The sequence below is a fragment of the Streptomyces sp. MspMP-M5 genome, from assembly GCF_000373585.1.
GTDB lineage: Bacteria > Actinomycetota > Actinomycetes > Streptomycetales > Streptomycetaceae > Streptomyces.
This window is the reverse complement of record NZ_KB891866.1, coordinates 105,870-118,428: the sequence shown is the minus strand read 5'-3', so window position 1 is coordinate 118,428 and position 12,559 is coordinate 105,870. Positions and strand designations below refer to the sequence as shown.

Sequence of the window (12,559 nt, the reverse complement as noted above, 5' to 3'; positions counted from 1 at the left end):
CCACCCCACCAGTTGCCCTCATGTGGCCGGCCCCTCACGTCACTGTCCCCCTGGCCTCGGCCGGCGGCAAGCGGTGCCCGACGTCCGGCGGTGCTGCCTGCCTGGGCCCGAAGGGGCGTTCGTCCGGTCGTGGCTATCTGCCTGCCGAGGCGTTAGGGCCGCCGGCGTTCGGGAACGCGTGGGGCGGGCGCGCCGGGTCGGCCGGGCGCCCACCGGCACACGGAGGCGGAGGCGGATGGGACACGACGGAGATGTCATCGCCGAGCTGACTTCCGACCACAGGGAGGTCGAAGCGCTCTTCTCGCGGTTCGAGGACACGCCACCCGGCAGCGACGACCGCAAACGCCTCGCGGACGAGATCACGATCGAGTTGGTGCGGCACGCGGTGGCGGAGGAGGAGCACCTGTATCCGGCGGTGCGCGAGCACCTGGAGGGCGGTGACGCCCTGGCCGACCGGGAGATCGCCGACCATGAGCGCGTCGAACGGCTCCTGAAGGAGCTGGAGGGCCGCGACCCCCAGGACCTGGACTTCAGTCGTCTCATGGTGAAGCTGCGGACCGAGGTGACCGCGCATGTGCGGGACGAGGAGCACAGGCTGTTCCCGCAGCTCCGGGAGGGTGTCCACTCCTTCATCCTGGAAAGTCTGGGGAGGAAGGTCCGGGAGGCGAAGAAGAGCGCGCCCACCCGGCCCCACCCCTCGGCACCGAGCACCCCGCCGGCCAACAAGCTGCTCGCCCCGGGACTGGGCCTGGTGGACCGGGTCCGGGACTTCCTCACCGGACGCGGCCAGGGAAACCCATGAGCGGCACGGAGGACACCTCGGCGGAGCCCGAGGAGGGGCTGCGGTACGACGCCACCCCGTATCTGCCCCGGCGCGGAGGGCTGCCGGCCCATCGCCGTGCCGCGGCGGACTGCCAGGGCTGTCCGCTGTTCCGGAACGCCTCGCAGACCGTCTTCGGCGCGGGCAGCACCTCGGCACGCATCATGCTCGTCGGTGAGCAGCCGGGCGACCAGGAGGACCGGCAGGGGAAGCCCTTCGTCGGGCCGGCCGGCGGCCTGCTGCACAAGGCGTTGCGGGAGGCGGGCCTGGACGAGGACCAGGCGTACTTCACCAACGCCGTCAAGCACTTCAAGTTCTCCGCGGCGACGCGGGGCAAGCGCCGCATCCACAAGCCTCCCAGTCTGCGGGAGATGACCGCCTGCCGCCCCTGGCTGGCCGCCGAACTGCGGCTGGTCGCCCCCGAGGTGGTGGTGGCCCTCGGGTCGACCGCGGGCAGGGCGCTGCTGGGGCCGTCGTTCCGGGTGACGAAGGACCGGGGCGTCCTGATCCCGCTCACTCAGGAGAGCGCCTCCGGAGGCAAGGCCGCGCCAGGCACGGGTGCCGACGGACAGGCATATGTGGTCGCCACGCTCCACCCGGCGGCGATTCTGCGTGCCGAGGACCGCGAGGCGCCGTATGCGGGGCTGGTGTCGGATCTGCGGGTGGCGGTCGGGGCGCTGGAACGGGATTCCTGACAGGCGCGGGATGCCTGCCGACACGTTGTTCGGTGGCCGGATGCCGCCGGGGAGGCCATGGTGGAAAGTGGCGGCCGACGGCTGCCCGCCGTGGTGACGGGCCGACGACGCGCACCGAGGAAGAGGTGTCATCGGTTTCCGCTCGGGTACCCGGGTGGCACAGGCACTCCCGGCACGGCCCGGGCTGCGGGGCCGCCGAGCCCCGGGCCGCCGACGCGACGGACGGGTGACGTGTAACGGCGCACGACGCCGCACGGGTCCTGGACCCGGCTCCGGGTTTCCTCACCGCATACGGGAAGGACACCACATGGCACGGAACGGCGCCCCCTACTCCTCCCCCGCGGGGTTCGACGGCGCCCGGACGGCCGCGCTGTCCCGGGCGCTGCGTGAACGGGTGGACGCCGAGGTGCGCTTCGACGCGGGAAGTCGCGGGGCGTACAGCACCGACGGGTCGAACTACCGTCAGGTGCCGATCGGTGTGGTGGTGCCCCGCAGTGTCGAGGCCGGTGCGGCGGCCGTCGGTGTCTGCGCGGAGTTCGGTGCGCCGGTGCTCTCCCGTGGTGGTGGGACGAGCCTGGCGGGGCAGTGCACCAACACCGCTGTCGTCTTCGACTGGACGAAGTACTGCGACCGCCTGGTGTCGCTCGATGCGGAGCGGCGGCGCTGTGTGGTCGAGCCCGGTATCGTCCTGGACGATCTCAACCGTCAACTCGCCGGCACGCGGCTGAATTTCGGGCCGAAGCCGGCCACCCACAGTCACTGTGCGCTGGGCGGGATGATCGGCAACAACGCGTGCGGCGCCTCCGCGCAGGCGTACGGGAAGACCGTGGACAACGTGCGGCGGCTGGACGTCCTCACCTACGACGGGACCCGGATGTGGGTCGGGCCGACGTCGGACGACGACTATGCCCGGGTCGTCGAGGGCGGTGGCCGTCGCGCGGAGATCTACCAGGGGCTGCGACGGCTCGTCGACCGGCACCTGGCCGAGGTGCGGCGCGGCTATCCCCGTATCCCCCGCCGGGTGTCCGGCTACAACCTGGATTCCCTGCTGCCGGAGAACCACTTCGATCTCGCCAAGGCCCTGGTGGGCAGCGAGGGAACGCTGGTGACCATTCTCCACGCCGAGCTGGACCTGGTGCCGGTGCCGCCGTGCGATGCCATCGTCGCGCTCGGTTACGAGGACATCTGTGCGGCCGCGGACGACGTGCCCCGCCTGCTGGAGCACTGCCGCCCGACCCAGTTGGAGGCGCTGGACGGCCGGATGGCGCAACTGATGCGGGAGGAGCACGCCTACCTCGATTCGCTGGAGCGCCTGCCGGACGGCGACAGCTGGCTGCTGGTGCAGTTCAGCGGGGAAAGCCTCGAGGAGGTCGACGCGCAGGGGCAGGAGCTGCTGCGGGCGTTGGGACGGCGGGAGGACGACGCGTCGGTGGCGTTCTCGGACGATCCGGAGCGCGAACAGGAGATGCTCAGGGCGCGGGAGGCGGGGCTGGGCGTCACCGCCCGGCCGCCGGACGACCGGGAGACCTGGGAGGGCTGGGAGGACTCCGCGGTGCCGCCGGACCGACTGGGCGACTATCTGCGGGATCTGAAGGAGCTGTTCGCGGAGTTCGACTACGATCACCCGTCCCTGTACGGGCACTTCGGTCAGGGGTGTGTGCACACCCGTATCCCGTTCGCCCTCAAGCAGGCGGAGGGGGTTGCGGAGTTCCGCAGGTTTCTGTCCCGGGCGGCCGACCTGGTCGTCTCGTACGGCGGTTCGCTCTCCGGTGAGCACGGGGACGGGCAGGCGCGCGGCGAGCTGCTGCCGAAGATGTTCAGCGGTGAAATCATCGCGGCGTTCGGTGAGTTGAAGGCGCTGTTCGATCCGGACAACCGGATGAACCCGGGCAAGGTCGTCGCGCCGCACCGGGCCGACGAGCACCTCCGGCTCGGCTCGCGCTGGCGCCCGTTCGCCGGCCCGACGCACTTCGGGTTCCCGCAGGACGACCACTCGTTCCGGCGGGCCGTGCTGCGCTGTGTCGGCATCGGCAACTGCCGCTCCCACACCGGCGGGGTGATGTGCCCGTCCTATCGCGCCACGAAGGAGGAGGAGCACTCGACGCGGGGCCGTGCCAGGCTGCTGTCGAGATGCTCGACGGTCACGCCGACGCGACGGTCACCGGCGGCTGGCGGTCCCCCGAGGTCCGTGACGCGCTCGATCTGTGCCTGGCGTGCAAGGGCTGCAAGTCCGACTGCCCCACCGGTGTCGACATGGCGACGTACAAGGCGGAGTTCCTGGCGCACCACTACGCCGGCCGGCTCCGGCCCGCGGCCCACTACTCGATGGGCTGGCTGCCGCTCTGGGCGAGCCTGGCCCAGGCGGCCCCCCGCCCGGTCAACGCCCTTCTGCACGCACCGGTGTGGGGGCGGTTGGGCAAGCGGCTGGCGGGGGTGGCCACCGAGCGCGACGCGCCTCCGTTCGCCGAGGAGTCGTTCACGCAGTGGTGGTCGGCCAGGGACGGCACTCCGCCGGACCCCGGGGACGAACGGGCGGTGCTGCTCTGGCCCGACACGTTCACCAACCACTTCCACCCGGGCATCGCACGGGCGGCGGTGCGGCTGCTGGAGGACGCCGGGTTCCGGGTGGCGGTCCCCGCCCGCCCCGTGTGCTGCGCACTGACCTGGATCTCGACGGGCCAACTCGCCACCGCCGCCCGTGTATTGCAACGGACGGTGGATGTGCTGCGGCCCTGGATCGCGGCCGGTACGCCGGTCATCGGGCTGGAGCCGTCCTGTGCGGCGGTGTTCCGGTCCGACGCGCCGGAGCTGTTCCCCGAGGACCTGGACGTCGAGCGACTGGCCGGGCTGTTCCGGACGCTGGCCGAGCAGCTCGTCGGGCACGCCCCGGAGGGCTGGCGCCCGCCGGTGCTGAACCGGCGGGCAATGGTGCAGACGCACTGCCATCAGCACGCGGTGCTCAAGGACGACGCCGACCGGGAGCTGATGCGGCGGGCCGCCCTGGACGCCGGGGTGCTCGACGCCGGATGCTGCGGCCTGGCCGGCAACTTCGGCTTTGAACGGGGTCATCACGAACTGTCCATGGATATCGGCGAGTTGGGTGTCCTGCCCGCCGTCCGCCGGGCCTCGCCACCGGACCTGGTGCTGGCCGACGGCTTCAGCTGCCGCACCCAGATCGACGCCGGCGGGACCGGCCGGACCGCGATGCACCTGGCCGAGGCCCTGGCCCTGGGGCTGGACGGGCCGCTGCCGGCGGAACACCCGGAGCGTGCCGTCGAGCGGCCGGCGGTACCGGCCCGCGATGCCCGGCTGGCCGGCGGTGCCGTGGCCGCGCTGGGCGTCCTGGGCGGCGCCACCGCCGGCGCCGTACTGCGTCATCGACGTTCCGCGGTCCGCGGTCCGGCAGGAAAGGACCGTGCCATGCGCTGCCCCTGACCACTCTCCCTGCACAGGAAAGCTTCACAGGAAAGAGGAAGCACCGTGTCGATGAAGGTCTCCGACTACATGCTCCGGCGCCTGCGCGACTGGGGCGTCGAGCACGTCTTCGCCTACCCCGGCGACGGCATCAACGGGCTGCTCGCCGCCTGGGAGCGGGCCGCCGACAACCCACGGTTCATCCAGGCCAGGCACGAGGAGATGGCCGCGTTCCAGGCGGTCGGGTACGCCAAGTTCTCCGGCCGGGTCGGGGTCTGTGCGGCGACGTCCGGGCCCGGCGCGATCCATCTGCTCAACGGCCTCTACGACGCCAAGCTGGACCATGTGCCCGTGGTGGCGATCGTCGGCCAGACCAACCGCAGCGCCATGGGCGGCTCCTACCAGCAGGAGGTCGATCTGCAGAGCCTGTACAAGGACGTCGCCTCGGACTTCTGCGACACGGTGATGGTGCCCGAGCAGTTGCCGAACGCCATCGACCGCGCCATGCGCACCGCGTACGGGCGGCGTTCGGTCACCGCGGTCATCGTCCCCGCGGACGTCCAGGAGCTGGACTACGCGCCGCCGACGCACGCGTTCAAGATGGTCCCCTCCAGTCTGGGCCTGTGCTCCTACGCGCCGGTGCCGACGGACCGCGAGCTCTCCCGCGCGGCGGAGGTCCTCAACGCGGGCGACAAGGTGGCCATGCTGATCGGCCAGGGCGCGCGCGGCGCCCGCGACCAGGTCGAGGAGGCCGCGGACCTGCTCGGCGCCGGTGTCGCCAAGGCACTGCTGGGCAAGGACGTCCTGCCCGACGACCTGCCGTATGTCACCGGGGCGATCGGCCTGCTGGGGACCCGGCCCTCGTACGAGATGATGCGGGACTGCGACACCCTGCTCGTGGTGGGTTCCAACTTCCCCTACACGCAGTTCCTGCCGGATCTGGACCAGGCAAGGGCAGTGCAGATCGACATCGATCCGCACATGGTGGGGATGCGCTACCCGTTCGAGGTCAATCTCGTCGGGGACGCCGCCCAGACCCTCAAGCACCTGCTGCCGCTGATCAGGCACAAGAAGCACGGCAGTTGGCGTAAGAAGATCGAGAAGGACACCGCGCGGTGGTGGGAGGTGATGGAGCGCCGGGCCGCCGTCGAGGCGGATCCGATCAACCCCGAGTACGTGGCGCATGCGCTCGACGCGCTGCTGCCGGACGACGTCATCCTGACCGCGGACTCCGGGTCGGCCGCGAACTGGTACGCCCGCCATCTGCGGATGCGCGGCCGGATGCGCGGTTCGCTGTCCGGGACGCTGGCGACGATGGGCCCGGGGGTGCCGTATGCGATCGGGGCGAAGTTCGCCCACCCGGGCCGGCCGGCGCTGGCGCTGGTCGGGGACGGCGCGATGCAGATGAACGGCATGGCGGAGCTCGTCACGGTGGCCAAGTACTGGCAGGAGTGGGAGGACCCCAGGCTGATCGTCGCGGTCCTGAACAACCTCGATCTCAACCAGGTGACGTGGGAGATGCGGGCCATGTCCGGCGCTCCCCAGTTCCTGGCCTCCCAGTCACTGCCCGACGTGCCCTACGCCGACTTCGCGCGGTCCATCGGCCTGGACGGCGTCCGGGTGGAGGAACCGGGCGGGGTGGAGTCCGCCTGGCGCCAGGCGCTGCACGCCGACCGGCCGTTCGTGATCGACTTCCGTACCGATCCCGCCGTCCCGCCCATCCCGCCGCACGCCAGTCTCGACCAGATCGAGGCCGCGGCGGCCTCCGTCCTCAAGGGGGACAGCGACCGCGCCGCGATGATCCGGCAGGGATTCAAGGCAAAGGTGCAGGAGATGCTGCCCGGACACCACCACCGCGGCTCCTGACCGGGAATCCGGCATGCCCGCTTCCCCGGCCGGGGCCTCGGGGCCGCTGGTGGACGAGGTGACCACCGCCGCCTACACCGTCCCCACCGACGCCCCGGAGGCCGACGGCACCCTTGCCTGGGACTCCACCACCCTGGTGGTGGTGCACGTCCGCTCCGGCACCACCACCGGGCTGGGCTACACCTACGGCGCACCGGTCACGGCACACGTCGTCGACGACCAGCTGTCCGCCGTGGTCGTCGGCCGGTGCGCGCTCGACGTCCCGGCGGCCAACGAGGCGATGAACCGCGCGGTGCGCAACGCCGGCCGCCCCGGCCTGGTCGCCGGTGCGCTGAACGAGGCGATGAACCGCGCGGTGCGCAACGCCGGCCGCCCCGGCCTGGTCGCCGGTGCGCTGTCCGCCGTCGACACCGCGCTGTGGGACCTCAAGGCCAGGCTGCTGGAGCTGCCCCTGGTCCGGCTGCTCGGCGCCGCCCGCCCTGAGGTACCGGTGTACGGCAGCGGCGGCTTCACCACCTACGACGTCCGGCGCCAGGATCACCAACTGCGGGGCTGGGTGGCCGATCAGGGCATTCCGCGCGTCAAGATCAAGATCGCCGAGTCCTGGGGAACGGCGGAGTCCCGGGACCGGCGGCGGATCGCCCAGGCACGACACAGCATCGGCGAGGCGGCCGAGCTGTACGTCGACGCCAACGGCGGCTACACCCGGAAACAGGCGATCCGGCTCGACAGCTACCTGATGGAGCATCAGGTGACCTGGTTCGAGGAACCGGTCTCCTCCGACGACCTCACGGGCCTCGCCCAGATCCGCGCGGCGACCGCCGTCGACGTGGCCGCCGGGGAATACGGCTACACCCTGCCGTACTTCCGGCAGCTGCTGGGCGCGGAGGCGGTCGACTGCGTCCAGGCCGACATCACCCGCTGCGGCGGCCTCACGGTCTGGCTGCGCGTCGCCGCGCTGGCCCAGGCGTCCGGGATGGAGATCTCCGGTCACTGCGCCCCACATCTGCACGCGCACGCCGCGGCCGCGGTCCCGAACCTGCGGCACCTGGAGTGGTTCCACGACCACGTCCGCATCGAGAACCGCCTCTTCCACGGCACCCTCGATCCGACGGGCGGAGCCGTCCGGCCGGGCACCGACGGCGCCCCGGGGCACGGCCTGTCGCTCCGCGACGAGGAAGCCGAGCCGTACCGGGTGGGCTGAGCCCGAGTCACCGTGAGCACCCGCCGGCCGGCCGCCGGGCCCGGTACACGCCGCCAGCCCCACGGACCACTCCGGGTAGCGCCACCCGGGCACCCGAGCTCAACTGAAACGGGCGGGCGACTCCCGGGCAGTCGGCCTCCCCCACGGCCGACGGCCCCGACATCCGGCCCGGCAGCCGCGTCGTCAACCACCCCAGACAACACCCCCAACAGACCGAGGAGGTCCCCGTGCCCGCAGGTTCCAGCAGGAAGCGTGAGCGCCAGTACGAGCACATCAAGGAGGGCGCAGAGAAGCGGGGCGAGTCCACCGAGCGAGCCAAGGAGATCGCCGCCCGGACCGTGAACAAGGAGCGGGCCCGCTCCGGCGAGTCCCGCACGGCGAGCCGGGTCTCCCTCCAGGACCCCAAGTCCGCCCCGCAGCGCGGCGGCGAACGCTCGCACCGCGGCGCCCAGGGACCGACCAAGGACCAGCTCTACGAGGAGGCGAAGAAGCGCCACGTCGAAGGCCGCTCGTCGATGAACAAGGACGAACTGCGCAGGGCCCTCGGCCGCTGATCCCCTGGGGGCGTCTTCCGTCCGGCCGTGCCTTGCCCCCGTTCTGCGTAATGCCCGGCGTCCGGCGAACGGCCAGGCAGGGTGCGATGCAGCGAGCACCACCGGTGTGCCATGGACCGCATCGCCGAGGAGGGCCGGACATGCTGTTCCGGAGGACGACGGAAAGGGCGGAACGGAAGGCCCGCCAGGTCACCCTTTCCGCCTACACCGCGGTGGACGGCCGCGCCCCGGTCTCGGAGGCCGCGCGGGCCCTGTTGCGCAAGGCGTTCCCCGACCACTGGTCGTTCCTCCTGGGCGAGATCGCCCTGTACAGCCTGGTGGTGCTGGTGCTGACCGGCAGCTACCTGACCATGTACTTCGAGCCGAGCATGTCCCGGAGCGTCTACCACGGCTCGTACGGGCCGCTGCGCGGACTGACGGTGTCGGACGCCTACAGGTCGACGGTGCACATCAGCTTCGACGTCCGGGGCGGCCTGCTGATCCGCCAGATCCACCACTGGGGGGCCCTGGTCTTCGTCGCCGCGCTCGGGGTGCACATGCTGCGGGTCTTCTTCACCGGCGCGTTCCGCAGGCCGCGCGAGGGCAACTGGGTGATCGGCGTGACGCTGTTCATGCTGGCCCTGCTGGAGGGGTTCGGCGGCTACTCCCTCCCCGACGACCTGCTGTCCGGCACCGGCCTGCGGACGGCGAACACCATCGTGCTGTCGCTGCCGATCGTCGGCACGTACCTGAGCTATTTCCTCTGGGGCGGCACCTATCCCGGGCACATCCTGCTGCCCCGGCTCTACACCGTGCATGTGCTGTTCGTCCCGGGGTTGCTGATCGCGCTGATCGGGCTGCATCTGCTGCTGGTGGTGTACCTCAAGCACACCCACTGGCCGGCGCCCGGGCACACCAACCGCAACGCCGTCGGGCAGCCGATGTTCCCGCACTTCATCGCCAAGTCCACCGGGCTGTTCCTGATGGTCTCCGCGGTGCTCACCCTGCTCGGCGGGCTGGCCCAGATCAACCCGGTCTGGGACTTCGGGCCGTACCACAGCGACCAGGACTCCACGAACGCCCAGCCCGACTGGTACGTGGGTTTCCTCGAAGGGGCGCTGCGCCTGATGCCCGCCTGGGAGACCAACGTGGCGGGCCACACCTTCATGTGGAACGTCCTGATCCCGGCCGTCATCCTGCCCGGCCTGCTGTTCCTGATGCTCTACGCCTATCCGTTCTTCGAGCGGTGGGTCACCGGCGATCTGGCCGAACACCATCTCTGCGACCGGCCCCGCGACTTCCCCACCCGTACGGCGCTGGGCGTGGCCGCCATCGTCGGCTACGCCGTGCTGCTGGCGGCCGGTGGCAACGATGTGTTCGCCAGTCTCTTCCGGGTCTCGGTGGAGGCCCTGACCTGGATCTTCCGGGTGGCGCTGGTCGTCGGGCCGGTCGTCGCGTTCCTGGCGACCAAGAGGATCTGCCTGGCCTTGCAGGACCGCGACCGGCAACTGCTGACGGAGGGCCGCGAGACGGGTCATGTGGTGCAGAGCGTGTACGGCGGGCTGCGCGAGACCCATGAGCCGGTGGCGGCCGGCCGGCGCTACCGCATGCTGGCCAGGGACGTGCCCGCGCCACTGCCGGCCGCCGGCGACCGGGCGCCGCGGCGGGCCCGGCTGCGCGCCGCGCTCAGCGCGTGGTACTTCCGCGACCGGGTCGAGATGCCGATGGCCCTGGAGGAGCAGCGCCGGATCGAGGAAACGGTGGCGGGCCCGGCTCTCAGCGCCGGCGAGAAAGGCGAGGGATAGCGCGCCGGGACGTGGCCGGTCCGTCTCAGTGGTCGCGCTGCGCGAACTCGAAGACCATGCCGAACACCGACCCGCCCGTGACACCCGCCCCGATCAGGAAGACCCACAGTCCGTAGACGAGTCCCAGGGCGAGCAGGGTCACGCCGAAGGCCACCGCGATCGGGTAACCGCTGCGCGGCGGGAAGAAGTCGACCTCTCCGGCGCGCTCGTGGATCGCCGAGTCCTCGGTGTCCTCGGGGCGTTCTCCTTTGCGGCGGTAGTTCATGGCGCAGAAGAACGAGATGACCGATGCCATGCCGAAGGAGACGGCGAGCGCGGCGGCGCCGGCCGGCTCCCGGGCCAGCCAGATGTAGAAGGCGTCGGTGACGAAGAAGAAGGCGGCCACGCCCGCGAAGAGATACGACTCCGCTTTCATGTGCTCTGCTCTCCGAGGGTGTCGGGGGTGGGTTCGACATTTCCGCGCTCGCCTTCCGGCAGCGCCCGCACCTGGGGGTGGTGCAGATCGAACGCGGGCGAATCGGAACGGACGCGGGGCAGCGCCTCGAAGTTGTGCCGGGGCGGCGGACAGCTGGTCGCCCACTCCAGCGAACGCCCGAAGCCCCAGGGGTCGTCGACGTCGACCGTGGGCGCGTGCCGGGAGGTTTTCCAGACGTTGTAGAGGAACGGCAGGGTGGAAAGGCCCAGCAGCAGCGCGCCGCTCGACGAGACGGTGTTGAGCACGGTGAAACCGTCGGCGGCGAGGTAGTCGGCATAGCGCCGCGGCATTCCGCTCTCGCCCAGCCAGTGCTGGACGAGGAAGGTGGTCTGGAAGCCGAGGAAAAGGGTCCAGAAGTGCAGCTTCCCCAGCCGCTCGTCCAGCATCTTGCCGGTGAACTTCGGCCACCAGAAGTGGAAACCGGCGAACATCGCGAACACGACCGTGCCGAACACCACGTAGTGGAAGTGGGCCACGACGAAGTACGAGTCGGAGATGTGGAAGTCCATCGGCGGCGACGCCAGGATGACACCCGTCAGACCACCGAAGGTGAACGTGATCAGGAAGCCGATCGCCCACAGCATCGGCGTCTCGAAGGACAGCGAGCCCTTCCACATCGTGCCGATCCAGTTGAAGAACTTCACGCCGGTCGGCGCGGCGATGAGGAAGGACATCAGGGAGAAGAAGGGCAGCAGCACCCCGCCGGTGGCGAACATGTGATGCGCCCACACCGACGCCGACAACATCGTGATGGCGATCGTCGCGCCGACCATCCCCACGTAACCGAAGACCGGTTTCCGACTGAACACCGGAATGATCTCGCTCACCACCCCGAAGAACGGCAGCGCGACGATATAGACCTCCGGATGACCGAAGAACCAGAACAGGTGCTGCCACAGCAACGCGCCGCCGAAAGCCGGGTCGTAGACATGGGCCCCGAGTTTGCGGTCGGCGAGCAGGGCCAGCAGCGCGGCGGTCAGGACCGGAAAGGCCAGCAGGGCCAGGATGGAGGTGAAGAGGATGTTCCAGGTGAAGATGGGCATGCGGAACATCGTCATGCCCGGGGCGCGCAGCGTGATGATGGTGGCGATGAAATTCACCGCGCCCAGCGTGGTGCTCAGACCGGCCACGACGAGTCCGGCCGCCCACAGGCTGCCGCCGGCGCCCGGAGTGTGGTCCGCGCGGTTCAGCGGCGCATAGGCGAACCAGCCGAAGGAGGCGGCGCCGCCCGGCACGACGAGCCCGGAGACCACGGTCAGGCCACCGAAGAGAAAGAACCAGTACGTCAGGGCGTTGAGGCGGGGAAAGGCGACATCGGGCGCCCCGATCTGCAGGGGCATGACGGCATTGGCGAAACCGGCGAAGGTGGGCGTCGCGAAGAGCAGCATCATCACCGTGCCGTGGATGGTGAACAGCTGGTTGTACTGCTCGTGGCTGAAAAACTGGAGGCCGGGCCGGGCCAGTTCCGCGCGCATCAGCAGCGCCAGCAGACCCGCGAAGAGGAAGAATCCGAAAGCCGTCGCGAGGTACATGTTCCCGATCACCTTGTGATCGGTGGTCGTCAGGTATTTCATGATCCGGCGGCCCGCCCTGACCCGCGGATTACCGGACCCGTCGAGCAGTTCGCGGTGAACGGTCTGGCCTACGTGTGACATGGCTCCTCCGGAGCACGGTGACCGGGTACGGATTCCGGCGCGACGGCCCGATTCGTGTGTAGCCGGTCGCCGCCCCCGCCCCCGCCGCGCCA

8 protein-coding genes and 1 pseudogene are annotated in these 12,559 nt (G+C 70.7%); 7 read left to right on the top strand and 2 right to left on the bottom strand.

The window, feature by feature from the left end:
• Positions 1 to 235 precede the first annotated feature (235 nt).
• The 7 genes and pseudogenes from B073_RS0106770 to B073_RS0106740 all read left to right on the top strand — a co-directional run bounded on the left by B073_RS0106770 (position 236) and on the right by B073_RS0106740 (position 10,337).
• Positions 236 to 802 (top strand): hemerythrin domain-containing protein, encoded by a 567-nt coding sequence (locus B073_RS0106770; protein WP_018537327.1) that lies wholly within the window; start codon positions 236 to 238, stop codon positions 800 to 802.
• Entirely contained in the window at positions 799 to 1,515 is a 717-nt protein-coding gene (locus B073_RS0106765) for a UdgX family uracil-DNA binding protein (protein ID WP_018537326.1), read from the top strand. The genes B073_RS0106770 and B073_RS0106765 overlap by 4 nt, the downstream gene beginning before the upstream one ends.
• 307 nt (positions 1,516 to 1,822) lie before the next feature.
• A pseudogene (locus B073_RS39305) lies at positions 1,823 to 4,950 on the top strand (FAD-binding and (Fe-S)-binding domain-containing protein).
• 51 nt (positions 4,951 to 5,001) lie between these two features.
• Complete coding sequence (locus B073_RS0106755) at positions 5,002 to 6,795, top strand: thiamine pyrophosphate-requiring protein (protein WP_018537325.1); 1,794 nt, start codon at positions 5,002 to 5,004, stop codon at positions 6,793 to 6,795.
• Between the two features lie 13 nt (positions 6,796 to 6,808).
• Positions 6,809 to 7,999, top strand: a complete 1,191-nt coding sequence (locus B073_RS0106750; protein WP_018537324.1) for an enolase C-terminal domain-like protein — start codon at positions 6,809 to 6,811, stop codon at positions 7,997 to 7,999.
• A gap of 227 nt (positions 8,000 to 8,226) precedes the next feature.
• Positions 8,227 to 8,553, top strand: coding sequence for a hypothetical protein (locus B073_RS0106745; RefSeq protein ID WP_018537323.1), 327 nt, complete (start codon positions 8,227 to 8,229; stop codon positions 8,551 to 8,553).
• A 140-nt stretch (positions 8,554 to 8,693) separates the two neighbouring features.
• A complete protein-coding gene (locus B073_RS0106740) occupies positions 8,694 to 10,337 on the top strand; it encodes a cytochrome b (protein WP_018537322.1) in 1,644 nt (547 codons plus the stop codon).
• A 25-nt stretch (positions 10,338 to 10,362) separates the two neighbouring features.
• Here the strand turns inward: B073_RS0106740 and B073_RS0106735 are convergent, their stop codons facing one another.
• The gene (locus B073_RS0106735) at positions 10,363 to 10,752 is read right to left on the bottom strand and encodes a cytochrome c oxidase subunit 4 (protein WP_018537321.1); all 390 of its coding nucleotides are present in this window, start codon (positions 10,750 to 10,752) and stop codon (positions 10,363 to 10,365) included.
• Positions 10,749 to 12,467, bottom strand: a complete 1,719-nt coding sequence (ctaD, locus tag B073_RS0106730) for a cytochrome c oxidase subunit I (RefSeq protein ID WP_018537320.1) — start codon at positions 12,465 to 12,467, stop codon at positions 10,749 to 10,751. Before ctaD ends, B073_RS0106735 begins: the two co-directional genes overlap by 4 nt.
• Between the last annotated feature and the right edge of the window lie 92 nt (positions 12,468 to 12,559).